At 41.1% G+C, this 24,257-nt stretch carries 22 protein-coding genes; 4 read left to right on the top strand and 18 right to left on the bottom strand.

Annotated elements, in window-relative coordinates; all coding sequences use genetic code 11:
• Positions 1-148 precede the first annotated feature (148 nt).
• The 6 genes from F897_RS06725 to katE are packed head-to-tail and all read right to left on the bottom strand — an operon-like array spanning position 149 to position 5,661.
• Positions 149-862, bottom strand: coding sequence for a glycosyltransferase family 2 protein (locus tag F897_RS06725; RefSeq protein ID WP_004783123.1), 714 nt, complete (start codon positions 860-862; stop codon positions 149-151).
• Complete coding sequence (locus F897_RS06720; protein ID WP_004783125.1) at positions 859-1,473, bottom strand: class I SAM-dependent DNA methyltransferase; 615 nt, start codon at positions 1,471-1,473, stop codon at positions 859-861. Before F897_RS06720 ends, F897_RS06725 begins: the two co-directional genes overlap by 4 nt.
• Positions 1,463-2,248, bottom strand: coding sequence for a PIG-L deacetylase family protein (locus F897_RS06715; RefSeq protein WP_004783126.1), 786 nt, complete (start codon positions 2,246-2,248; stop codon positions 1,463-1,465). Before F897_RS06715 ends, F897_RS06720 begins: the two co-directional genes overlap by 11 nt.
• Positions 2,236-3,219, bottom strand: a complete 984-nt coding sequence (locus F897_RS06710) for a hypothetical protein (RefSeq protein ID WP_004783128.1) — start codon at positions 3,217-3,219, stop codon at positions 2,236-2,238. Before F897_RS06710 ends, F897_RS06715 begins: the two co-directional genes overlap by 13 nt.
• Before the next feature lie 51 nt (positions 3,220-3,270).
• The gene (locus F897_RS06705; protein ID WP_004783129.1) at positions 3,271-3,480 is read right to left on the bottom strand and encodes a hypothetical protein; all 210 of its coding nucleotides are present in this window, start codon (positions 3,478-3,480) and stop codon (positions 3,271-3,273) included.
• 57 nt (positions 3,481-3,537) lie between these two features.
• Positions 3,538-5,661 (bottom strand): catalase HPII, encoded by a 2,124-nt coding sequence (gene katE / locus F897_RS06700; RefSeq protein WP_005234456.1) that lies wholly within the window; start codon positions 5,659-5,661, stop codon positions 3,538-3,540.
• 668 nt (positions 5,662-6,329) lie between these two features.
• Between katE and F897_RS06695 the strand changes: the two genes are divergently transcribed.
• Both F897_RS06695 and F897_RS06690 read left to right on the top strand, forming a co-directional pair.
• The gene (locus F897_RS06695; protein ID WP_005234455.1) at positions 6,330-6,827 is read left to right on the top strand and encodes a Dps family protein; all 498 of its coding nucleotides are present in this window, start codon (positions 6,330-6,332) and stop codon (positions 6,825-6,827) included.
• Positions 6,828-7,332: 505 nt separating this feature from the next.
• On the top strand, positions 7,333-7,608 hold the full coding sequence (locus F897_RS06690) for a hypothetical protein (RefSeq protein WP_005234454.1): 276 nt from the start codon (positions 7,333-7,335) through the stop codon (positions 7,606-7,608).
• Between the two features lie 13 nt (positions 7,609-7,621).
• On the opposite strand, the gene F897_RS06685 is transcribed toward F897_RS06690, so the two are convergent.
• Positions 7,622-8,650 carry an IS701 family transposase gene (locus tag F897_RS06685; protein WP_082188707.1) on the bottom strand — a complete coding sequence of 343 codons (1,029 nt, stop codon included), beginning with the start codon at positions 8,648-8,650 and terminating at the stop codon, positions 7,622-7,624.
• A gap of 82 nt (positions 8,651-8,732) precedes the next feature.
• Between F897_RS06685 and F897_RS06680 the strand changes: the two genes are divergently transcribed.
• Positions 8,733-10,025, top strand: a complete 1,293-nt coding sequence (locus F897_RS06680) for a sensor domain-containing diguanylate cyclase (RefSeq protein ID WP_338072310.1) — start codon at positions 8,733-8,735, stop codon at positions 10,023-10,025.
• Positions 10,026-10,175: 150 nt separating this feature from the next.
• Positions 10,176-12,728, top strand: coding sequence for a bifunctional diguanylate cyclase/phosphodiesterase (locus F897_RS06675; protein WP_005234449.1), 2,553 nt, complete (start codon positions 10,176-10,178; stop codon positions 12,726-12,728).
• Here the strand turns inward: F897_RS06675 and F897_RS06670 are convergent.
• The 11 genes from F897_RS06670 to nirD all read right to left on the bottom strand — a co-directional run bounded on the left by F897_RS06670 (position 12,718) and on the right by nirD (position 24,251).
• The gene (locus tag F897_RS06670) at positions 12,718-13,359 is read right to left on the bottom strand and encodes an ATP-binding cassette domain-containing protein (RefSeq protein ID WP_005234447.1); all 642 of its coding nucleotides are present in this window, start codon (positions 13,357-13,359) and stop codon (positions 12,718-12,720) included. The genes F897_RS06675 and F897_RS06670 overlap by 11 nt on opposite strands.
• 1 nt (position 13,360) lies before the next feature.
• On the bottom strand, positions 13,361-14,044 hold the full coding sequence (modB, locus tag F897_RS06665) for a molybdate ABC transporter permease subunit (RefSeq protein WP_005234445.1): 684 nt from the start codon (positions 14,042-14,044) through the stop codon (positions 13,361-13,363).
• Between the two features lie 26 nt (positions 14,045-14,070).
• Positions 14,071-14,832 (bottom strand): molybdate ABC transporter substrate-binding protein, encoded by a 762-nt coding sequence (gene modA / locus F897_RS06660; RefSeq protein WP_005234443.1) that lies wholly within the window; start codon positions 14,830-14,832, stop codon positions 14,071-14,073.
• Between the two features lie 14 nt (positions 14,833-14,846).
• A complete protein-coding gene (locus tag F897_RS06655; RefSeq protein WP_005234442.1) occupies positions 14,847-16,076 on the bottom strand; it encodes a molybdopterin molybdotransferase MoeA in 1,230 nt (409 codons plus the stop codon).
• The gene (gene moaCB, locus F897_RS06650; protein WP_005234440.1) at positions 16,076-16,999 is read right to left on the bottom strand and encodes a bifunctional molybdenum cofactor biosynthesis protein MoaC/MoaB; all 924 of its coding nucleotides are present in this window, start codon (positions 16,997-16,999) and stop codon (positions 16,076-16,078) included. The genes F897_RS06655 and moaCB overlap by 1 nt, the downstream gene beginning before the upstream one ends.
• Before the next feature lie 49 nt (positions 17,000-17,048).
• Positions 17,049-17,597: a molybdenum cofactor biosynthesis protein MoaE gene (locus tag F897_RS06645; RefSeq protein ID WP_005234438.1), complete on the bottom strand. Its 549-nt coding sequence runs from the start codon at positions 17,595-17,597 to the stop codon at positions 17,049-17,051.
• Position 17,598: 1 nt separating this feature from the next.
• Positions 17,599-17,850, bottom strand: a complete 252-nt coding sequence (locus tag F897_RS06640; RefSeq protein WP_005234437.1) for a MoaD/ThiS family protein — start codon at positions 17,848-17,850, stop codon at positions 17,599-17,601.
• A 1-nt stretch (position 17,851) separates the two neighbouring features.
• Entirely contained in the window at positions 17,852-18,904 is a 1,053-nt protein-coding gene (gene moaA, locus F897_RS06635) for a GTP 3',8-cyclase MoaA (protein WP_005234435.1), read from the bottom strand.
• A 135-nt stretch (positions 18,905-19,039) separates the two neighbouring features.
• A complete protein-coding gene (gene mobA, locus F897_RS06630; RefSeq protein WP_005234432.1) occupies positions 19,040-19,678 on the bottom strand; it encodes a molybdenum cofactor guanylyltransferase in 639 nt (212 codons plus the stop codon).
• The gene (locus tag F897_RS06625) at positions 19,675-22,455 is read right to left on the bottom strand and encodes a nitrate reductase (RefSeq protein WP_005234430.1); all 2,781 of its coding nucleotides are present in this window, start codon (positions 22,453-22,455) and stop codon (positions 19,675-19,677) included. The genes mobA and F897_RS06625 overlap by 4 nt, the downstream gene beginning before the upstream one ends.
• A gap of 185 nt (positions 22,456-22,640) precedes the next feature.
• On the bottom strand, positions 22,641-24,251 hold the full coding sequence (nirD, locus tag F897_RS06620; protein ID WP_005234429.1) for a nitrite reductase small subunit NirD: 1,611 nt from the start codon (positions 24,249-24,251) through the stop codon (positions 22,641-22,643).
• Between the last annotated feature and the right edge of the window lie 6 nt (positions 24,252-24,257).

Here is a 24,257-nt window from a genome sequence, read left to right as displayed (position 1 = left end):
CCGCGAACTTATAGCTGAAAAATATAAGTAGCAGGGCTTAATTTGTGTGAATTATAAACAGAATTTTTCTAAATGAAATAGCTTTTAGAAATGAATTTTTAATTTTTTTACAAGTAATTGATTGTATAAAATTTATAATTTTATAGTTTTATTTGTATATGCTGATCGGTTTTTTCATTACTTCCTGTAACTCAAGATTTTGCAAAAAACAGGCGAAACCTTTAGCAACTTTTGACTGTAGCCGACTACTGGTTGTTACCCTTAATTGATTGGACCAGGTAATATTGACTCCTGCCTGTTGTAAACGGCGAACAAAGTCGACATCTTCATGACAATCTAACTGGTTAAACCCATCAAAATTATTATATATACTTGTTTTAAAACATAAATTTGCACCATGAATATGCCGATGATCCATTTTGTCCTGATAGTGACCTAAATATTTCAATCGGGCTTCCGGGCTAAAATTTTTCCATTCGTCCACTTCAACTACCCCACAAATTGCGTCAGTGGGTTGGTGCTGCCACATGGTTTTGAACCAGTCCTCCTGAACACATGAATCCGCATCGGTACAACAGATCCAGTCGCATCCTTGTTCAATTACTTTTTGAATTCCTAAATGACGGGTCTTACCCACCGAACGAAAGTCACAACTAATGACTTCTACCCCCAGTTGCACCGTTTTGATCGCGGTTTGATCGGTACAACTGTCTAAGACAACTAAAATCTTAATCTCGGGAATATTTCCAGATGAACCAAGGTATTGATAAAATTCAAATTGTGCTTTTTTTAAGGCCAGCAGGCAACGTTCTATATAGGCTTCTTCATTACAGGCAGGAATGACCACGCCAATTTTATTCATTTAAGGCCCTCTTGCTCTGCCACAGACTGTGGGCTATTTATCCAGACATCAACCAGAAAATCAGGTTCCTGAAGTTGTGAACATTTTTTATAAGGCAGGTGAGTATTTAGATGGTCATGAATATCATCACCAGTAAAGCTAAAACCTGAAATCGGTGCCCGCCAGTGACAAGCCAGAATACAGCCTTCTGCATCAAGGGCGCGTTGCAACCAGTGGGTCAATTTCTCTAAAGCGGCCTGATCCAGATAATATAAAACCTCACTCAGTACAATTAGCTGGAACTTACGCTCTGGCAAGTCTTCCGGAACAATGCCTTGGACAAAATTGACATGAGAATAATCTTGCAGACGTTGTTGCGCCAGCCGGATCGCTGTCGTATTGGCATCCAGACAGATGAGTTCTCCGGTATGAGGAGCTAGTTCCTGACTTAGCATGCCATTACTACAACCGACTTCTATGGCAGATTCAAAATGCAGTTTGGGCAAGAGCGCTTTACAAATCTGACGTTTACGCTGTTCATACCAGCGCTGTTCATAATGCCATGGATCTCCCTGATTCAGCGCATATAAAGCATCAAAATAGGCATGATCATAAGTTGATTTACTGTTCATACAGATAAACCTCCCATGGCTGTAAAACACGCTCCAATGCATGTTCAGGGACAATCGGTGCCTGTTCTGTCGTCGGGTCATTCTCAATCTGACTCTTGAAACATCGTGCAGCTCGGGCTTTACATTTTAATTCTTCATCTGTCAGCCTGAGTTTGTGCGCAACAGCCCACGGAATTCGAGTATCTCCTGGTGTAGCCCAGTGCCATGCCCAGATTAAAACTTGAATATAAGGTAACTGTAACTCAGTCGCGAGCTGCTGGACGACCTGACCAGTTATTTCATGGTCTGGATGCCCATCATGAACAAAAGTCGTGACCAATATATCATTAGGCTGCAAATACGAATGCAATTGCTGTTTGAGCAAACCTCGCTGCTCGGCCACTTTTCCATCCTGAATATCCAAAGCAATCCGAAGAACCGGCTGTTCTAAGGACAATTCTTCCAGAGCCTGACGCGTTTCTGCTGGACGAATCTGGTTCAGCTCTTCTGGCGTATACAGACTCGAACCGGGATGGCTGGCCGTACCATTAGTTACTGCAAACAGTACAATCTTATAGCCGAGTTTATCCAGACGTTGCATCAGTCCACCACATCCCAGAATTTCATCATCCGGATGCGGTGCCACAATACAGACTCTGGCATCTGCAGGAATTACACTGGAAATATCAAATTCTGGCATCTGCTGTAATATTTCGCAGTTACGCCAGTCTTCTACCCGTGTCCCTTCCCCATGGATCACACGATCTTCGACAATCTCATGTTTTAAAGTGCCCATAATTCTTCCTCCTGTGCGCTTAGCTCTCCAATACGCTCAAGATCAAAGGCAGCATGGCTTTGACGGATAAATACCGGTAGATCTGCTGCGAGCTGGGCAAAATAAGAATTGGTACAATAAGGCGCTGCGCCAAGCGCTTTTCCAACCTGGTTCAGTACATTTAATGCAGTGGCTTCAACCTGCGCGCGCAAAGCCTGAATCTGAAGTTGATGAGGAAATTTAGGTTGCTGGTCAATCAATTCTGCAACCCGATAAAACAAAGCCTGAGTAGCTAAAAGATCACGGCTGATTTCACCCAGATACATGGCTTTATACATATGTGGTTTTCTTAACTGTTCCTGCTGCAGATATTCAGCAAGAGCTACTGTCGCACCATACCAGCAAGCAGCAACGCCTGCTGCTCCATGCCAGAATCCTACCCGATCCAGATATACATGTGGATCAGCGACTTTTTTGACAGGAACCTGATTAAATTCTAGTTGTGCAGTGGATGTATGCTGCATTCCCACAGCTTGCCAGACAGTATGGTCATGCTGAATACCAGGCTGCTGCATATCTACAATTAGCAATTGAGAGTGATTTTGTTCATCCCGATAAGTCAGTAAGCCTGCCTCTACCCAGCTAGAAGCGGAACACCAGGTCTTAATGCCAGTCAGCTTATCTTCATTCAGCTGCAATGGTTGAGGCCCGCCTTCTGCTGCCCAGACTGCCCAAAGCTGATGAGGATGTGCCGGAATATTTAATTCATGCAGAATCGCAATTGCGTCCAGATGCGACTCAAATATTTTGCCCAGACTTAAATTGGTTGCCGAGATCTGGCTTAAAATTTGCCAGCGTTTTAAAGTTTCCCCTGATGCAGGAAAAGGAACCTGATCCGAAAGTTGCACCAGTTCCTTCAAAGTCGTTTGAATATTTTCTTTAGGTTCTAATGATGAATTTTTAAATCTTTCTAATATTGAACTGAGGTCCATAAAAGTGCTTCCTCAAAAATATCGATATTGTGGTCATTTGATGAAAGCCAGTTAAGGAAAAAGTCTTTTCATCTGTTTTAAACGGGTCATCAGTCCTAATACCTTACGGCGTGCCATAATTTCTTCTTCACTAAAAGGCAATTGTTGTCTGAGTTGACTCATGGGTAGATGGTTATGTTCGATCAGATAAATATCCTGCTCCCTGCTCCATTGCGCATTTTGCATCTGTGCCAGTAATTTTTTAGGATCTGGTCTCGCCATAAACTTTTTATTCCTTGAAATAGAGAATAGAGACCGAAGCTTCTATTCTCATGGTATTTATGCAGGAATAGTTTCTGAGATCAATTCACGCGCCCAAACACGATGATTCATGATCAAGGTCTTGAAGCTATCTTGCACAGTATCGAATTGAGAATTTGCTAAAGTACCCTCATCACTGATCAGTTTTAGATCTTCAATCAGCTGACCTTTATCTCCCAGGAATACAATCGGTTTCAGATGCTTATAAGCCTCAAGCAGATAGTGAGTCGCGATACCATCTTTCAGCACCATCTCATAGTTATCACCATCCACAATGACTACAGCATCATAGGCAATCGACGGTTCAGCTTTCTGCATACCATCAGATGAGATCACTGTACCTCGCTGACTCAGAACTGGTCCTGGACGAGGTGTTAACACATCAGCCACAGCACTCTCTGATTCAGCCCAAGCCTGTACAGCTTTAATACTGGCTTCATTGGCTTTGTCATGTGCCAGAATCGCGATTTTACGTGCCTTAATATCGGCAGGTTTAAACGCTTCAAAAGACAGACGCTTAGAAATCAGTACATCAGGCAGTTTGGCAGCTTTTTTCTCAGCTGGGATTTCAATACCTAATTGATCCGCGACCTGTTGAGCCAGCGTCAAGTCAATATTGCACAGCACTTCAAGCACTTCACGTTCACGGATATTTTGGCGCTGTACTTTACTCAGTTCGAAGACATAGGCATCAATAATATGCTTCTGCTCATGCGGTGCCTGGCTTTGATAGAATAAACGGGCATGAGTGAAGTGATCGTTAAAGGACTCACTACGCTGGCGGATTTTATGACCGTCAATACGCTCCTGATAGCTTTCGAAACCACCTGCCTGAGTCGCACCTGGTGCTTCAGCTGGCCAGTTGTCATCAATCGAGTTTGGTTCGTAGTTGGCCTGTCCGGTATGAATAAGACGTTGATGCAAACCATCACGCTGATTGTTATGGAATGGGCAAACCGGCTTATTAATTGGAATCTGATGGAAGTTTGGACCACCCAAGCGGCTCAGCTGAGTATCAGTATAAGAGAACAGTCGTGCCTGTAGTAGCGGGTCGTTGGTAAAGTCAATGCCTGGTACAACATGCCCTGGACAGAAGGCTACCTGCTCAGTTTCACCAAAGAAATAATCAACATTACGGTTCAACACCATACGGCCAATTGGAGTCACTGGAACCAGTTCTTCCGGAATGATTTTGGTTGCATCCAGCAAGTCAAAATCAAATTTCATTTCATCTTCTTCAGGAACGATCTGTACACCTAATTCCCATTCCGGGTAATTACCTGAAGCAATTGCTTCATATAGGTCACGACGATGGAAATCCGGATCCTTACCTGCCAGTTTTTGCGCTTCATCCCATACCAGCTGTGTCAGACCTTGTTTAGGCGTCCAGTGGAACTTCACAAAAACAGCTTTATTTTCAGCATTAATTAAACGGAAGGTATGCACACCAAAACCTTGAATAGATCGTAAATTACGTGGAATTGCACGATCCGACATTGCCCACATCACCGCATGTGCAGATTCAGGTACAAGAGAGACAAAGTCCCAGAAAGTATCATGTGCTGACGCACCTGATGGAATCTCGGTTTGTGGTTCAGGTTTCAGCGCATGGACAAAATCAGGGAACTTGATGCCATCCTGAATAAAGAACACTGGCGCATCGTTGGCTACTAGGTCAAAGTTACCCTCATCCGTATAAAACTTGGTCGCAAAACCACGAATATCACGTACCGTATCTGCTGAACCGCGAGGACCTTGTACTGTAGAGAATCGAACAAAGACTGGAGTCTGAGCACCGGTATTGGTTAGAAACCCGGCTTTAGTCCATTTTTCATTGCCTGGATAAGCTTCAAAAAAACCATGTGCCCCAACACCACGTGCATGCACAATTCGCTCTGGAATACGCTCATGGTCAAAATGGGTAATCTTTTCACGGAGAATAAAATCCTCCATTAAAGTTGCTCCACGAACGCCCGCTTTTAGACTGTTCTGGTTATCCGAAATCTTGACACCTTGGTTGGTAGTCAGTGTCTGTTCGGTTGAGTCGCTACGATATGCATCAAGCTGCTCACTTTTTTTATTGGTATTCTGCTTATCTAAACCATTTTTACCTGTGGCTGGACTGTTCGCCTTAATTTTCATGAAATTTTCCTTGCTGATCTTGAGTTTAGTGAAGTCTTTTTTTGCCTATCTCAAATTCGCTTGAGTTTTATTCAACATCTTGCCGTTTTTACAGAAAAATAAAGTTCCACTTTTATCTGTATATGGTGAGCTGTTGCTGAGTATGAAAATCTTTTTATTGATTTCGTCTGTATCCCTAACATAACGAGATTTGACGAATACATTGCTGAGTCTTTGTAGTGGCTTGTTTAATAAAGGCACAGTTCTGTTATTTTTCTTAACTAGACAGTTTTTTTTACCGAGTAAAGATCACAAAGTTCAAAAAATTTAAAGCTGATAGTTTTTACTAAAGGATAAAATCATGAAATAAAGGCTTAATCATCTAAAAGTGAAAACAAGTTTTTAAAAAACTGATCCAGACATTTGAGTTTTATAAGGTAAAACTAATTTCTTTGTACAGTTACAATCCTGTCACCAGGCTATACAGAACGCCTAAACTTATATCTTTGCCCGTCCTATAAACTATATAACTCAGAAGTTCTTAAATTATTTCCACATATAAATAGTGGCAAAAATCTATTTCATATAAATAAAAGGTCATGCTGCCAAGATTTCCTATCTTTTCAGCCATGACTGGCAAACTTCTATTTTAAAAGATATCTCTCTACAAAATTGTTAAGGAGTAAAACATGGGCTCTTCAGAAAAAAATGCTAAAGCTATGAAAATTGATATTGGTATTTCTTACGAAGACCGTGCCAAAATCGTCGAAGGTCTATCTAAATTATTGGCAGACAGCTATACCCTCTATTTAATGACCCACAACTTTCACTGGAATGTCACCGGACCACAGTTCAATAGTCTGCACAGCATGTTTATGACCCAATATACCGAACAGTGGAATGCTCTTGATCTGATTGCAGAACGTATCCGGGCCTTAGGCTTTGCCGCACCCGGCACTTACCAGCAATTTGCTAAGCTGACTGCTATTAAAGAAGTAGAAGGTGTACCAGATGCCCAAGAAATGTTGCGTTTATTGGTAAATGCTCATGAAACTGTAGCTCGTACCGCACGCAATCTTTTTGAAGTTGTTGATGAAGTCAACGATCAACCGACTGCAGATTTAATCACACAACGTCTTGATGTGCATGAAAAAACAGCCTGGATGTTAAGAAGTACTTTAGAGTAATTAATTTTTCTCATTGAGAAAACAACTGTAAAATCAAAAAATTAGCTTTTCCTAAAATAAATAAGTGTTCAAATTTAATTGATATCCTTTTGAGCACTTATTTATCCCAACTTTCACCCTATAGTGAAGGCTTTGAAAAATAAATATTTACCTTTTAAAAGATTATTTTTTAATCAATAAATCTTTATTTATTATCTATTTAATTATATTAGGCTAGATAAAAAATTTAGCTTTTAAGTAAAATTTTCTTATATTATAAAAATATAATTTTTACTAAATCAGTATTTTATTATTTTTTTGATCTTAGTCTTTTTCCATATCTTTTAAATATATTGAACAAATGAACCAAACCATTTCTGCTTACAAAATAAGCAACAGATTAAGCTTCAAAAATGCTTACAAACTGAATATTATTCATCTAAAATAGAGAACCACATCACATAATATAATTATTGAAATATATTGTATACATTTTGTATTTCTGAAAGATTTAAGGGATTAAGTTATGAGTGTTCAAAAGTTGCTCATTTCACTCAAACTTAATTTACGTAAATTGATTTTAATCCTTTTACTTGTGAGTCTGGTGATTCTTTTTTCAATTACATTGATTGTGAGCAATGTAATTCACCGACAGCAACTGATTAATAATTCTCTTGCAACTAATTATGAGTATGCAGCTAAAGTTGCTTCTATTTCTGATTTATATTTTAAAAATATATTTAATGATTTAAGCCTCAGTGCCAATATTATTAATAATGGCTTTCATAATGAGCAGTTATAGGACTTACGCACTATTATTTAAAGATTCTCTGTGGTAGCAGATGATTTTTATCGAGAATAAAGTCATCAATGAAGTTTTTGATAACTGGTCTAAATAATTTCTTCTGCCAACGATATACATTTTCAAAGATCCGCTCAAACTGGTTCTTTTGTATCTCGACGTAGGCCATCAAGGCTGAAAAAATATGATTCAAAATCAGTTTAGATCGTCTTACTTGAAACTTTTCAATATGACAAACCTGTTTAATCACCCGGTGATATTGCTCTATTTTCCAATGACTTGAATGTAATTCATCAAAACCCTCAAAGGACAATAAATCATCTTCATCTTGATGCACAATATAAAACCTCTGCTGTTCTTTTAACTGAGTCTTAAATAATTGTACAAAGCCAAAATCTTTGAGCCAGACCACTTGACCCTGATGGAAATTTGGCAATAAACGCAGTTGAAACCATTGTCCTTTTTCTGGGGAAACCTTACGGTTACAGTCGATACCAAACATAAATCGAATACCATATTTTCTTATGGTTTTTAGATTTCCAGTCGATGAATACCAACTATCACCTGTAATAAATTGAATCTTTGCACCCCAATTGAGTACTTCACTTAACATATCCATAAAGTAATCATTCTTGGTTTTACTTTCAGATTTGTCATAAATTCGGAAATTAATTGGAATATTTTGACCATTCTGATCTGTCGCATACAAGGTAATGAGATTAATACCCTTGACGGATCGGTGGTGTTTGCCTGACCAAAAATAGCTAACCAAGTCCATATGTTGACTATAGGGTTTATCTAAAACAGTATCATCAATACTGACTATAAGTTTATTATTATCAATATGTTGAATTGCTTCTTGATATAGGTCGTGAGGTGTGTAGTCTTCACGTTCTAGAAAGCGATTTACACTATCATGCGAGATGTTATAAGTCTCGGCAAGTTGTGTGCAGCTAATAGAGTTCGGTTCTGTCATGAGAAAGCCCATATAAATGGGTAATGTACAAGTTGCTGTAGAAGCATGTTTAATTCGTCTGATCACAGATACTTTATAAAGTATTTTAATACTTTTTTGAATCCGTCAATGCGTAAGTCCTAAGTTATTAAAAACTGAATTAAACAGATTGATTCAACAATCTAATTCTTTTAGCAGTGTTTTGATCAGCGATGCAGATGGTCATGTCATCGAATATGCGCCTGAAACCTTGAAATTAGATAAAGTTGCGATTATCCGGTCTTTGGGCTTTAGCAAATCACTCGAATCAAAGAAGCCTTATATTTCCTCACCATATTATTCATTAAAAGGTAATCTAGTCGTCCTGGTTAGTTTTCCCATCTTTGATCAGAATAATAAATACCAAGGCTTTATTGCAGGGTTTATCTATTTACATGAAGAATCCTTATTAAAGACAATTTTAAGCGAAAATTATGGTTATAAAAATAGCTATTTATATGTTTTTGATAAAGAAGATAAAATTATTTATCATCCAGAAAGAGAGAAAATTGGAAAAACATTCCAACACAATACCGGTTTAGCTTATATGGAGTCTCATAGCTCAGGAAAAATAAAATTAAACAACGATATGGGAGTTAGCGAACTAGTAAGTTTTGCAAAAATTCCTACGACTAACTGGACCGTGGTGTTTCAGCAGCCTACAGAAGATTTATTCGCCCAAGCCCGTCTTCTTGCCTACAAAGTGATTGGCACAATTTTTGTTATCTATATTATTATCTTTTTAATCATCTGGCGTATTTCAAAATTTATTACCTCTCCATTAAATGATCTTGCCAAAATGGCAAGTCATTTGAATGATCCAGGTATCACTGAAAAGATTAATCATATTAAGCCTTGGTATTTTGAAGTTTTTAAATTCAAGAAGTCCCTATTATCTAGCGTAAACGTTTTTAATCAGGAAATCGAAGAACTTAAACAGGACACTTTAACCGATCCTTTAACCGGCTTTTATAATCGCCGTGGCTTTGAACTATTTTTAAATGATTTGATTAGCAATAAAATTTATTTTGCTGTGGTGGTTTTAGATATTGACTATTTCAAGAAAATTAATGATCGTCATGGGCATGATATGGGTGATGTGGTATTAACCAAAGTTGCCGGATTCATTCGGGAAAGTTTTCGTGAACAGGATATTTGCTGTCGGGTCGGCGGTGAAGAGTTTATTATTCTTGCGCCAGTTAAAGAGATTTCACAAGCCACTAAAATTGCTGAAAGATTAAGGCACAAACTGGCATCGACTTATTTACTAGAAGTTGGTGTAGTGACTGCCTCACTTGGTATTGCACACTGGCCTTTAACTTCTTCTGATATTAAAGAAGTTTTAAAACAAGCAGATACAAATTTATATCAAGCCAAACATTTAGGGAGAAATCGTGTGGTGACAGGTGAAAAAAGTGCCTAGTAATAATATTTTTATACAGTTATTAAGTAGATAATTTAAATATATTATTTTGTTATTGTGTTATAGCGTTTAGATCTTTAATTCCAAAAAACAGTATAATTTCTCTAATACTTCTAGGTTTATATAGAGGTTTATACTTAAGGATACAATATGACTTCTTTTTATAATGGAGGCACCAGCCAAGAGATTTTTAATCTGATTGGTCAAGCTGCTGCCTTAGAGGATATCATAGATGCGATTACCGCATGGTTAGGGGATAAAATTCCGGATGCGTTGGTATCTGTCATGTTGTATTCGGAACAGGAACAAACGCTTAATTTAATAAAAGAACCAGCCTATTTTTCCAGAGAATATATAGCCGCTTTAAAGGATCTAAAAATCGGTCCGAATGTAGGCGCTTATGGTGCAGCTGCATATCATCGTCGTTTAGTGGTCTGTGAGGATTTACTCAATGATCCAAACTGGGTCGCATATAAAGATCTGGTTAAACAAAATGGTTTAAGAGCCTGCTGGTCCCTACCAATTGCCCATGGGAGTGGCAAACTTTTTGGCTCTTTTGGTACGTATTATCGTTCGATCAAGTCTCCTACTCCCAATGAAATTGACCTGCTGCAATATGCAGCTTCGCTGATCGCCTTAACCTTTGAGCTGTATGAAGAACGCAAAAAACGAAATCAACTCAAAGATAAATATCAGTCATTTTTCTCTTTTCATCCCGATGCAATTTTTGAGCACAATCTGGATGGCAATATTGTAGATGCCAATCTGGCCACCAAGTTTTTTAACGAAGTTGGTGTTAAATCGCATATCGGAACTAAAATTGATCATTTTATTGAACCTGAACATCGCCCTCTTGCCTTAGAAGCCTTTGAGCAGGCCAAGCATGGCTTGACTGGACATCTTGAAGTTCAGGCACATAACTCGGCAGGACAGAAATACTGGCTCGATTTAACTTTTTTGCCAATTAAAGTGAATGAGGAAATTGTCGGTATCTTTAGCGTGGCACGCGACATTACTGAACGCTATCAAAACAATGAAATGCTGCGCTTAATGAAACGTAGTGTCGATGCAAATCCGCATGGCATTATTTTAACTTCGGCAGAAAATGACCAGCCTATTGAATATGTTAATCCGGCCTTTGAGCAGATTACCGGTTATAGTCTGGAAGAACTCAAAGGGAAAAATTGCCGCATCTTGCAGGGACCCGATACTTCAGCGGAAAGCGTCCAGCAAATCAGCGAAGCCATTCAGAATAAATCTGAAATCAAGATTGTCCTGAAAAATTATCGTAAGGATGGACACTGGTTCTGGAACAAGCTGAATCTCGGCCCGGTCTTTGATGAAAATCATAAATGCACTCATTTTATTGCTATTCAACAGGATGTGAGTCAGCATGTTGCCCAGCAAGAACTAATCGCTTATCAGGAATCACATGACCATTTAACCGGCTTTATTAACAATAAGCTGTTTGAAAAAGTGATACAGGAAAAACTGCATTTAGCTCAGACAGGTTCTGCAAATCTGGTGCTTTTATATCTGGATCTGGATGATTTTGAACCTTTGAATCAAAGCCTCGGTCATGATATTGGCGATAAAATTTTAAAACTGGTGGGCAATCGTCTGAGTCAAAATCTGCAGCCTGAAGATGTGATTTCCAGATTTTCAGGAGATGAGTTTGCAATTTTATTAACTCAAATGACTGATCTCAAGCAAGTCGCTGTACGTGCCGAAGAAATCATCGCCGGATTATCTCAACCTTTCCATGTGGATGGCTATGATATTCACCTGAGTGCCAGTATTGGTGTCGCTGATGCTGATCCAGACATTAAATGTGTTAAGCAGTTTATCAATGCTGCTAAAGATGCCATGCGTGACGCCAATGCCGAAGGGGGTAATACCTGGCACTGGTATAATTTCACGAAAGAGCCTTTACCGAAGGTAGATTATGTACAGCTTCGTCATGAACTGATGGTCGCGCTGCATGAACAGCAATTTAAACTGTTTTATCAGCCAATTCTGGACAGTGAAACGGGTAAGGTCAAATGTCTGGAAGCTTTGATCCGCTGGCAACATCCAGAAAAAGGCTTTATTTCTCCTGCCGATTTTATTCCTTTTGCAGAAAGGACCGGTCAAATCGTCTCGATCGGCGAATGGGTACTCAGACAGGCTTGTGAGGAAGTCAAAGCCTGGAATATGCAGCATGAGACTCAAATTTCGGTTGCCATCAATCTATCTCCTTTACAGTTTAAAAGAAGCGGATTCCTAAGCGATCTACAGCAATTATTAGCAGAAATTGAATTCCCACATGAGTTACTAAAACTGGAAGTAACTGAAAGTATGTTGATTGCTAGCGGTGATAAGTCGATTGAGATCTTAAAAAATGTCCGGGCTTTGGGTATTAAAGTGTCGGTAGATGACTTTGGCACTGGTTATTCGAGTTTAAGTTATTTACGTAGCTTACCGATTGATGAGATCAAATTGGATCGCAGCTTTGTCCAGCATTTACCCGGCAATCTACGAGATGAGGCAATTATTGAAGCTATGATTACCCTAGCACATAAGCTGGATCTGGAAGTTGTTGCGGAAGGAATTGAAAATCCTGAACAGGCTGAGTGTTTAAAATCGCATCATTGTGATTATCTGCAAGGTTTTTATTATGCAAAACCTGCCCGGCTCAATCAGCTGGAGTTAATCAGTTCCTGATTAATATGCCCTGTTTGAACTGTACAGTTTCAGCTTCTAAGTAAGCTAACTCTTCTAAATGATGGGTCACATAAATCATGGGTAGATTTAACTCATCTTTCATCCGTTTTAGAAAAGGTAAAATCTGTTGTTTTAACTGCTGATCCAGGCCTGTTAAAGGTTCATCCAGCAATAAAAGATTCGGTGAAGACAGTAATGCTCGGCCAATAGAAACGCGCTGCGCTTCTCCACCTGAGAGCTGGTGTGCTCTACGATATATTAAAGGTTTTAATTCTAATAATTCTACGATGTCTTCAAACTGGAATTTTCGATTTTCTCTAGATACCAGTTTTTCTGCATAGCATAGGTTCTGCTGCACGTTCATATGTGGAAACAGCAAAGCATTCTGGAAAACTAATGCAATCTTGCGCTGATGCATTGGAATATTAATTTTCTTTTCTGTATTGATTAAGTCCTGCTGATTAAACTGAATATATCCTTGGTCAGGTTTTAATAGTCCGACAATATTTTTGAGTAAAGTACTTTTTCCACTTCCAGATGTACCGACAATCCCTAATAGTTGCTGCGACATTTCCAGTTTAATATTCAACCCGAAATCGGCTTGTTGATATTGAAAATCACATTTCAACATTTCAGCCTCCCAATTTCCGTTGATAGTTTTGCAAAATAAAATAATTGGCAATTAAGGCAGTAAATGCCAAGAAAATAGACAATGTCACCAGACGCATCGCCATTTCTTCACCATTTGGTTGTTGCAGTAAGGAATAAATTGCGATGGGAATAGTGCGGGTTTCATTCGGAATATTTCCCACAAAAGTAATGGTGGCGCCAAACTCACCCAGACTGCGGCTAAAACACAAGATGCTGCCAATCAGCATACCGGGAATCGCCAGAGGTAAATTGATATTCCAAAATACTTTCCACGGTGCTGCGCCCAATGAACCTGCGATATGTTCGAGTTGCTGATTCATAAGCTGAAAAGACAGACGAATCGGTTGCACCATCAATGGGAATGCCACAATCATCGAGGCCAATACTGCCCCTTTCCAGTTAAATGCCAGTTGCAGTCCGAGTGTATTGAAATATTGGCCAATCATGCCTTGATTGCCAAACAGCACCAGAAGCAGATAACCCAAGACCACAGGTGGCAGCACCATAGGCAATTGCAAACATGCTTCGACCACAAACTTAAGCCGAAATTCATATCTGGCCAAAACCCAAGCCAATGCTACTGCAAAAGGTAAGCAGAATAAGGTTGCAAAGCTGGCCACTTTGGCAGACAGATATAGCGCACTTAGTTCTTCTAGACTTAACATCTTGCAGTTATTTCTCCAGTCATTGTCTAGGGATTCAGCCTAAATCCATATTTTTGAAAGATGACTTTGGCCTGTGTACTTTTTTGTATAAATTGTTCAAATTGAATGGCATCCGCATTTTTTTCGCCCTGTTTGGTCAACGCAATCGGATAAATAATCGGATGATGCGAATCTGCCGGGAAGGTACCAATAATTTTCACTTTTCGGCTGATCAAGGCATCAGTTTTATAGACAATCCCAACTTTACATTCACCTCGTTCGACAAAAGCCAAAGTCGAGCGTACATCATCTGTTCCAACAATTCGTCCTTTCAAGCCATTTAACCAGTTCAGTTTGGTCAGACTTTGCTTAGCATATTTCCCGGCAGGCACTGACTCCATTTGCCCGGTACATACATAACCTTTAAAAGATTGGGCAAAATCAAAATTGGATTGGGGTTTAAAATGAATAGTCAGATGTTTGGGACTAATGGCCACCAACTGATTTAACAGGATGGGATGAACTGAACTGGAATTAATCAGTTTCTTTTGTACCAGATAATTCATCCAATCCTGATCAGCTGAAAAGTATAGATCACTACTGGCTCCTGCTTCGATCTGCTTGGCTAAAGTAGAAGATGCACCAAATACGGAAATAATCTTAGTTTGTGGATGTTGAGCTTGGTAAGTTCTGGAAATTTCGGTCACAGCATTATTTAGACTCGCTGCGGCGTAAACTTTCACTGTTCCTGCATGGACGGAGGACAACATCGTGGCAATGCACATGGTTAAAAACAGAGATTTTTTCATGTGCATCTTCCCCATCAGTGAATAAATAAACCTTGAACAATATCCCCTTCTTTTAGGCTTTTTCCTGCCGGAATTCGAACCAGACAATTGGCCTGCATGAGATTGCTCAGCATATGTGATTGCTGTTTGGGCAGACTTTTAACTCGTAAAACCGACTGCTCAAAACTGGCGGACATTCTTAAAAAGCGCTCTCTGGCATCCATTTTTAGATCATGGGTGAGTACAGCATTAAACCAGTTCGGCTGAGATTTGTGTCCTTGTAAGGCATTTAATAAAGTTGCGGTGTATATCTGTATGCCCACATACACTGCTGCGGGATTTCCCGGTAAACCCAGCAGATAACAATGTGAACTATCATCGCGCTGTAACTGAGCAAAGAACATCGGCTTGCCCGGCTTCTGTTTTACTTTCCAGAATATCTGTTCGAAACCTAAATTTAGTGCTACAGGCCGAATGAAATCATAATCTCCGACAGATACCCCACCCGTGGTTAAAATCAGGTCATGGCTTGCTGATAATTCTTGAATGAGATTCCGTACTGCCGCCTCAGTATCTGCAACATGAAAAATTTCAACTTGCTGCCCGACTTGCTGAAACCAAGCTTCAATCAAGGGACCGTTGGCATCAAAGATTTTACCCGCTACAAAGTCTTCTATACTTTCAGCAACTTCATCACCTGTAATAACTACAGCCACTTTAGGATATTGAAGAACCTCAACAGTATTGATCCCCGCCATACTTAAAGAGGCAATTGCACCGACTGACAGTTGCTGACCTTTATTGGCTAATAATTGCCCGGCTGAAATTTCTTCGCCCACATCGCGAATATCGGCATGAACTTTAAGCTGTTCCGTAATTTTGATTCTGGATGAATCAATCACTTGAACAATTTCCTGTCGTGCGACCGTAGTAGCCCCAAGCGGAATTTTAGCACCGGTAAAAATCCGCACCGCTTGTCCGGCTTGGAGTTCTATCTCATCCTGTTGTCCCGCCCGAATTTCACCGATGAGCTGAAACTCACTTTCTGGTTCAATTGCAGATTGGGTACACAACGCATAACCATCTACGGCACTTTGCGAAAATAACGGTAGATTAATCCCAGAATAAATATCTTCTGCCAGATAACGATTTAAGGCCTGATTCAACTTCAATCGTTCAGTTGCTAACACTTGAGTATGCTGCAAAATTAATTCTAAAGCCTGATCGACTGTAATCAGATCATGTTCTGCTCCGCATCCAGACATTATTGATAACCGCCTTGATGTGGAATATTTTTTTGCACATCAAATAAATGTACCAACGCTGGTAGTACAGCAATTAAAGATTCTTTTGCCCCTTGTCGGCTGCCCGGTAAAGTCATTACCAAACTGTTATCAATATAGCCAGCAACGCCACGACTTAAAGCCGCATAAGGCGTGCGTTTCTGCCCGAAACTGCGTGAAGCTTCCATGAGTCCAGGAATTTTCCGTTTCAGTAAAGGCTGTAAAGTTTCAACCGTTAGATCTTTAGGACCTAGGCCTGTTCCACCCACAGTCAGGATCAATGGATAGTCATTTTTTTGCTGTTCAACTAGTGCCAATAACTGTTCAGGGTCGTCTGGAATTACCTGATAGGCAATATTTTCAAAATTGGCTTCTTGTAATATTTTTAGGACATTTTGCCCTGCTGTATCCGGTTTTTTACCGGCAGCGACTGTATCTGAAAGCACAATGATGGATGCTGGCAAGGCTTCTTTTAAGACACGGGTAAAATGCGATTTACCGCCTTTTTTCTTTTGTAATTTACATTGATCCAGACATAGATCTTCCGGTTCACAATGTGGTTTGAGCATATCGTAAAGGGTCAATCCAGCCAGACTAACGGCAGTCAAAGCTTCCATTTCCACACCAGTTGGACCAATAGTCTCTACTGTGGCAATAATTTCGACATGCGCATCACACAGCTCATACTCCACATCTGCACGATAAATTGGTAAGGGATGACAAAGTGGAATCAGTTCATCGGTTCGTTTAGCCCCTAAAATCCCGGCGATGCGAGCTGTCTTTAGTGCATCACCCTTTTCCGTATTGCCATTCCGTAATAATTCAATGCAATGTGGCGGTGCATGCAGAATCCCTGTAGCTACTGCAGTCCGATAACTTTCTGCTTTCATCCCGACATTTTTCATTGCATGATCCTATAGTTCATTTCTTCTTTAAACGTGTGTATGTTCTGACTTATATTGGCCATTGATAGATGAATGGCGTATTCTCTTTGGCATGATGGCAATGTTGATGCGTCTCATCTGAATGTTTTGGATGATGATGCATGTGAGCAGTTTCTACATCTTTACGGATACAACATCCCTCAACATATTGACTGCTGCCATCCATATAAAACTCTTCTTTCCAGACTGGTACTTCATGTTTAACCCGCTCCACTGCTTCCTCACAAGCGGCAAAAGCCTCACGTCGATGTGCAGCATAAGCAATCGCGATAATGGCTTTTTCACCAATATCTAATGCCCCAATTCGATGAATCACCCGCACATAGGATACGCCGTATTTGGCCTGGATTTCCTGTTCAATCTGGCGAATCATTTTTTCTGCAACAGGTGCATAGGCCGTATATTTCAGTGCCTTGACCGCTTTACCTTCATGGTGATTGCGTACCGTTCCGATAAATACGCCGACTCCACCACATTCAGGAAAAGACTGGATCGGATCAAAACTTTCCAGATCTAAAGCAGTATTCTGAATCCTAGAAAATTGCTTGAATTCGCTCATTTCAGCCTCCTGCTACAGGTGACAACAGCACCAAAGTACTGTCAGCATTAAGAGGTGTCTGACGTGAAATGATGTCTTCACCGATGGCACAGGCACAGCGTTCAATCATGCCAAATGCATCTGGATAATCTTGTCCTACCTGATTCAAAACTTCAGATACGGTACTTTGAGATTTACAAATAATTTCGAGATCTTGCGGTAACTGTCGTTCTACCGCACCGAAGGCTTCAATTCTGATTCTGATCTGTGACATCTTAGCCTCCTATCATGTACATACTAATTTTGCGGCTGTTTTGATTCATACTTTGATTTTTTAAGCGCTGCTCTATGGCGTGAAAGCCCTGTTCTTTGTTCCAGATATATCGGGATAAAGCGCCATACAAATTCAACTCACTTAGAGCGGTAGATGAATTTAGTGATTTGATTTCATTTTTAAGATTCAAGCCTTGAGGTGCAAACAGGCAATTGTAAAATTCACCTTGTGCAGTCAATCGCAAGCGGTCGCAGCTGCCACAAAATGAATTGGTAATAGTTGAGATAATTCCAATCGGATGGCCATCAATCAGATACTGGCGTGCGGGTTCCGAAGCTGATTGGGAAGTATTATTAGTTTTTTGAGTGAGCGTAAATTCAGTCGCCAAAGTTTCTAAAATGTATTGTTCACTGACTACATACTCAGTAGACCAATTGTGATCACCATCAAGTGGCATAAATTCGATAAAGCGCAGGACAATATTTTGCTGAACTGACCAGCGCGCTAATGGCAGGATCTGATTATCATTGATACCCTGCATCAATACGGTATTGATCTTAATCGGTAATCCAGCGGCTTGTGCTGCCTGAATTCCTTCCAGCACAGGTGCCAAATCTTTTTGAGTTAGCTGCTTAAACTGATCAGCATCCAGACTGTCCAAACTAATATTCAGATCATCAAGTCCCGCCTGCTTTAAGGCTTGTGCATATTGTTTTAAGTAATGCGCATTGGTGGTCATGGAAATACGTTGTAATCCCAGCTTTTTCAACGCTTGCAGTTGTTCAACAAAATGAACCACTCCCTGACGCATTAAAGGCTCACCACCAGTAATGCGGATATACTGGATGCCATGATGCACCATAAAATCGCAAAACTGATACAGCTCTTCAAAACTGAGCAGATCGTGTTTTTTCATCCATTCCGGATGTTCCGGCATACAATAAACACATTTAAAATTGCAGCGATCGGTCACTGAAATCCTTAGCTTGCGCTTGCCACGACCGAATTGATCGACAAACAAGGCATCATTTTTAAGCTGTGTCATCATATTCATGTTGAACATCCATCTTCAGGCATTGGGTGAGTTGTTGCACATATACAGTGCGCGAAACTCAAATCGCCCAATCTTGTAATAATTAGATTTGCAATAAGTGTTCCAACTTTGTGCCAAAAGCAAAATATTCAGTTTTTAGTGCAGAAATTTGAGCTGTTGATACTGTTGCAGTTCATCCAGCGAGTTAATACTGTGAAAAAATAGCGCACGATTTTTAAAACGTGCCACTTGTGCGTGCAAATCAGCAAAACAGTGTTTAAGGCTGCGCTGTTCCTGTTCAAGATATAAATTCAAGGTTGCCAGACTACTGCGTTTGACCAGACAAAATGGATAAAGTGGCTTGCCGTTAATTTCCACATAGGCCACTTCAGCCAGGCTGTTTTTGGCTAGAGCCTGGTGCAACTTGAGCAATACTCTGGAAGGAATATAAGTTACGTCACAAGGAACAAACAGCACATAATCCGACTGTACATGCGACCAGGCACTTTTCATGCCCATTAACGGCCCCTGGAATCCTGGCTCATCATCTTGATAATAATGAACACTAGGAATAAGTTTCTGGTAAATGGAATAGTCGCGATGGCTGTTAATCCAGACCTGTGCAACATTCGATTTCAGCTGTTGGTGAATCTTGATCAGCTGAATCTGGTCATCAAATTTCTGCAACAGTTTATTGATGCCATTCATGCGTCTTGCCTGTCCACCCGCCAGAATTACCAGATCAGTACGTGGATAGGCTGTTTTATTATTTTCTCTCTCGGCTCCTTTTTTCATTCTACCGTCTCCAATTGACATGTTTTAATCAGGCCACGGATTTCAGGTAAACACGAACCACAATTCCCTCCGGCTTTTAAACATGCGGTCACCTGTTTTTCATCCGTAATATTTTTAGTTTTAATAGTTTCAATGATGCGGTTTTTACCGACTTTAAAACAGCTACACACCAGTGGACCTTCATTATTTGCCATCGACATCGGCTGTCCGGCAAGTAAGGCTTTACGGTGCATAGCACTTAAACGTTCACGTTTAAACAGACTTGCTACCCAGTCGCGGTCCGGCAATAAGGCCTTCGGTGCAATATATAGGCTGGCAATCACATGACCATCCTGAAGTATCACACTATGACTAATGTGGGCGGTCTGATCTTCGAGATTCAGCCATTCAAAACTTTCATCCTGAAATGGCAATAATTCTTTTAAATGCTCAGTGGTGTAGCTAAATTTCTTCCGGTCTGCCAGTTCATAACGTATGGCCTTGCTGGTAGTGATTTTAGTCCACCACACGGTGGCTTCAATCGACGGCTGTACGATTTTTTCAAAGCCTTGACGCACATAAAATACGCCTTGCCACTGGCTATAAAATGGATGGATGATAACCGGAGTATGCTTGAATTCTGGCTCACCCGAAATAGCATCCACTACCGGATTCACCACCTTGCCAATCCGGGCATCGGATGCGACCTGATCATTCCAGTGAATCGGGGCAAAGACCTGTCCACGGCGGATATTGTCACTAATAGTCGCACGCAAGACACAATTGCCCCATTGCGATTTGACTTCTACCAGCTCGCCATCTTTAATCCCGTATTTCAAAGCATCATGTGGATGAATCTCACAATAAGGTTCAGCACGATGTGTGCTGAGATTTGCAGATAATCCAGTGCGGCTCATAGTATGCCATTGGTCACGAATCCGACCAGTATTCAGAATTAAAGGATATTCACTGGAAACCTGATTGACCGGATCAATTGCAGTAGTTGCAATAAATCTTGCTTTACCATCAGCATGACTGAACTGGCCTTGGGCAAATAATCTTCCTACAGATTGAGCAGGTTGCTGTTTACCCCAAACCGGCCATTGCACTGGTTCCAGTTGCTCATATTCTTCTGCGGTTAAATTGCTTAAGCCTTGCAGATTAAAATAACGGAAATATGGGGTTTCTAGACCTTCGGAAATTTCTACATTCTGATAGGCAGAGAGCTCGGCATGCTCTTTAAAAATTTCATGACTATTGTGAAAATCAAACCCTCTGAAGCCCATTTGCTTCGCCACCTGTGCAATCGCCCACCAGTCAGCTTTGGCTTCACCCGGCGCATCTAAAAAGGCATGTTGCCTTGAAATACGGCGTTCCGAATTGGTGACGGTTCCATCTTTTTCGCCCCAGCCTAAAGCTGGAAGTAATATATCAGCATATTGAGTAGTATCCGTATCCTGACAGATATCAGAGACCACTACGAATTCACATTTATCCAGAGCACGCTTCACTTGATCGGCATCGGGCAAGCTGACGACCGGATTTGTGGCCATGATCCAGATGGCTTTGATCTTGCCGCTTTCGACTGCCTGGAATAGATCAACTGCCTTAAAACCCGCTTGCTTGGCAATATATGGACTTTGCCAGAAGTTTTGCACCAGCTGTTGATGCTCCGGGTTCTCTAAATCCATATGGGCTGCCAGCATATTGGCCAAGCCACCGACATCACGGCCGCCCATCGCATTTGGCTGGCCGGTCATAGAGAATGGGGCTGCACCGAGCTTACCAATTTTTCCGGTGAGCAAATGGCAGTTAATAATACTGTTGGCTTTATCTACGCCACGGGATGACTGATTTACGCCCATGGAGAACAACGTCATGACTTTGTCAGTCTGGGCAAATTTTTCAAAGAATTGACTCAGCTTACCCGCTGAAATACCGGTGCGTGCCGCAACATCTTCAATCGAAGCTTCCGCAGTACTGCTGGCCAAGGCCTGTTCCAGCCCTTGGGTATGTGCAGCAACAAATTCCTGATCTACATCACCATGCTGATATAAGTACTGTAATAGGCCATTAAATAGTGCAACGTCTTGCCCTGGCAGAATAGGCAGATGCAGATCTGCTGCTTCACAGGTACTGGTAAAACGCGGATCAATCACCACTACAAACAGGTCACGTTGTTCCTTGGCTTTCATAATGCGCTGATACAGCACTGGATGGCACCAAGCGGTATTGGAACCGACCAGTACCACCATATCGGTATGTTCAAAATCTTCGTAGCTGGCTGGAACCAGATCTTCACCAAAAGCTCGTTTATGTGCAGCAACAGCTGAAGACATACACAGGCGTGAATTGGTATCAATATTCGCCGTACCGAGATAGCCTTTGACGAATTTATTCACCACATAATAATCTTCGGTCAGCAACTGACCTGAGACATAAAATGCAATACTGTCTCGGCCATATTGATCGATGCATTGCTGGAATTTATTGGCAATGGAAGAAACTGCAGTATCCCAACTGGTAACTTCACGCTGATCTTTACGACCCAGCATTGGCTGCAGTAAACGGGTTCCCAGTCCTAAAGTATCTGCCAGATTACTACCTTTGATGCATAACTTGCCGTAATTAGAAGGATGGTTGGCATCGCCTTCAACAGTCACTTTCGGGCCTGATGTGGTCGGCGTTACATGTGCAGTCACACCACAACCCACGCCACAATATGGGCAAGTGGTCTGTGTGGTTTTAGTTTTTAATTCTGTGGAGCTATGCAGTTCCACTACTGGGATACTATTCATTGCTGCTGTGCTCCTTAATCATCTAAATTCACTTATCTCGCCAAATCTAAAATGTCTAGCTTTTACAGGTTTGATTTAAATTTTTTCTTGGTCTCAAAAGCTTTAATCCTCCCCAACCCTCCTTTGTTAAAGGAGGGAGATTCCCCTCTTTTTAAAGAGGGGTTAGGGAAGATTTATGTGATGGATTACCCTGCTTTCTTTAATGCAAAATCCCGACCAAACAGCAGTTTATTTCGAATCGAAGTGATCGGTGTCTGATCTGCAATTAGCTCAGCATACCAGGCACCATCCTCAGTATCCCCAAACAGCACGGCACCAATTACTCTATCTTTTTGAATAATAATGCGTTTATAGATCTGACGTTTCTCATCATTTAGCACGATATCTTCAAAATCCTCTTTTGGCTCGAAGTCACCTGCCGAAAATACATCACAGCCACTTACTTTCAGCTGAGTCGGAACAGTTGGCGCTTTGAACGTCAGACTGCCATGCTCGGCCAGATGTGATGCACAAATAAACGCCTGGCCCCAAAGTGGTTCAACCAGCCCAAAAGTTTGACCTCGATGTTCAATACATTCACCCACCGCATAAATACTTGGGTCAAAAGTCTGCATGGTGTCATTCACTAATACACCACGGTTACAACGTAAGCCTGCACTTTGTGCTAAAGCCATGTTTGGACGGATCCCCACGGCAAACACCACCAGATCAGCATCCAGCACAGTCCCGTCTTTGAGTTTGACTTGAGTCACATGACCCTCTTCACCGATCATGCATTCGGTATTCGCTGCAGTCAGGATGGTAATGCCTTTCTGCTCAATCGCTGTTTTCAGCATCTGGCTGGCTTTACTGTCTAGCTGGCGATCCATGATGCGGTCCATCAGGTGCAATACAGTCACATTCATGCCTTGCTGTTTTAGTCCATACGCTGCTTCCAGACCTAAAAGTCCTCCGCCAATGACTACGGCATTTTTCTTGGTTTTGCAGTAGTCCAGCATGTTGTTGACGTCATAAATGTCGCGGAAGCTCAGTACACCTTTTAAGTCACTCCCCGGAATTGGCGGAACGAACGGCTTGGAACCCGTTGCCAGAATCAGGCGGTCATAACTGATCACTTCGCCCTTTTCGGTATATACGTGTTTACGAGGACGGTCGATGCGAACCGCCGGATCACCGGCAATCAGACGGATGCCTTTGTCAGCATACCAGGCATGTGGATGCAGCATGATGTCATCAATGGTTTTCTCACCAGACAATACTGGTGACAACATAATGCGGTTGTAGTTGCCCCACGGCTCTTCACCAATCACAGTAATTTCATAACGGTCAGGTGCCATATCCAGCAGGTCTTCCAGACAACGCATACCAGCCAGGCCATTACCCACCAAAACCAGCTTCATCTTTTCCTGAGAAGTACCATTATTGGTGATATAGGTTTTTTGAGGGGTCGGACTGATCCAGACTTTGCCATTTTCAATCTTGCTTGGAAATACCAGCAGTTTTTGGTCTTTATCTTCCAGACAGCGTCCGGTTGCCAGACTGAAATGCTGCTTGTAAATCGGTGAAGCGACGACGCGTTCCCCTTGCAGATCACCCAGAATCCCGCGTGACATTACAAATGCTTTACTAAATGGATCCTGGTTACTTAAAGCATAAACACGCTTTTCATGACCTACACGGAACAAAGCAATTTGCTGATTTTCAATTAATGCACCTACACCGGTATTCGGGGTAATATCATCCAGTGCACACACTTCCACCCAATTCAGTTCATTCATATCTTTAAACATTGTCATATTCTT

The organism is Acinetobacter variabilis (assembly GCF_000369625.1).
In the GTDB taxonomy this organism is placed as follows: Bacteria; Pseudomonadota; Gammaproteobacteria; order Pseudomonadales; family Moraxellaceae; genus Acinetobacter; species Acinetobacter variabilis.
This window is presented reverse-complemented; position numbering and strand designations above follow the sequence as displayed.

Bases quoted from the DNA above. Each gene is read 5' to 3' on its own strand.
- katE (WP_005234456.1), bottom strand. From the start codon at position 5,661: ATGAAAATTAAGGCGAACAGTCCAGCCACAGGTAAAAATGGTTTAGAT.
- F897_RS06720 (WP_004783125.1), bottom strand. From the start codon at position 1,473: ATGAACAGTAAATCAACTTATGATCATGCCTATTTTGATGCTTTATAT.
- F897_RS06645 (WP_005234438.1), bottom strand. From the start codon at position 17,597: ATGAGCGAATTCAAGCAATTTTCTAGGATTCAGAATACTGCTTTAGAT.
- F897_RS06710 (WP_004783128.1), bottom strand. From the start codon at position 3,219: ATGGACCTCAGTTCAATATTAGAAAGATTTAAAAATTCATCATTAGAA.
- F897_RS06675 (WP_005234449.1), top strand. From the start codon at position 10,176: ATGACTTCTTTTTATAATGGAGGCACCAGCCAAGAGATTTTTAATCTG.
- modA (WP_005234443.1), bottom strand. From the start codon at position 14,832: ATGAAAAAATCTCTGTTTTTAACCATGTGCATTGCCACGATGTTGTCC.
- F897_RS06725 (WP_004783123.1), bottom strand. From the start codon at position 862: ATGAATAAAATTGGCGTGGTCATTCCTGCCTGTAATGAAGAAGCCTAT.
- F897_RS06690 (WP_005234454.1), top strand. From the start codon at position 7,333: ATGAGTGTTCAAAAGTTGCTCATTTCACTCAAACTTAATTTACGTAAA.
- modB (WP_005234445.1), bottom strand. From the start codon at position 14,044: ATGTTAAGTCTAGAAGAACTAAGTGCGCTATATCTGTCTGCCAAAGTG.
- moaCB (WP_005234440.1), bottom strand. From the start codon at position 16,999: ATGAAAAATGTCGGGATGAAAGCAGAAAGTTATCGGACTGCAGTAGCT.
- moaA (WP_005234435.1), bottom strand. From the start codon at position 18,904: ATGAATATGATGACACAGCTTAAAAATGATGCCTTGTTTGTCGATCAA.
- F897_RS06625 (WP_005234430.1), bottom strand. From the start codon at position 22,455: ATGAATAGTATCCCAGTAGTGGAACTGCATAGCTCCACAGAATTAAAA.
- F897_RS06670 (WP_005234447.1), bottom strand. From the start codon at position 13,359: ATGTTGAAATGTGATTTTCAATATCAACAAGCCGATTTCGGGTTGAAT.
- mobA (WP_005234432.1), bottom strand. From the start codon at position 19,678: ATGAAAAAAGGAGCCGAGAGAGAAAATAATAAAACAGCCTATCCACGT.
- nirD (WP_005234429.1), bottom strand. From the start codon at position 24,251: ATGACAATGTTTAAAGATATGAATGAACTGAATTGGGTGGAAGTGTGT.
- F897_RS06695 (WP_005234455.1), top strand. From the start codon at position 6,330: ATGGGCTCTTCAGAAAAAAATGCTAAAGCTATGAAAATTGATATTGGT.
- F897_RS06640 (WP_005234437.1), bottom strand. From the start codon at position 17,850: ATGTCACAGATCAGAATCAGAATTGAAGCCTTCGGTGCGGTAGAACGA.
- F897_RS06715 (WP_004783126.1), bottom strand. From the start codon at position 2,248: ATGGGCACTTTAAAACATGAGATTGTCGAAGATCGTGTGATCCATGGG.
- F897_RS06655 (WP_005234442.1), bottom strand. From the start codon at position 16,076: ATGTCTGGATGCGGAGCAGAACATGATCTGATTACAGTCGATCAGGCT.
- F897_RS06705 (WP_004783129.1), bottom strand. From the start codon at position 3,480: ATGGCGAGACCAGATCCTAAAAAATTACTGGCACAGATGCAAAATGCG.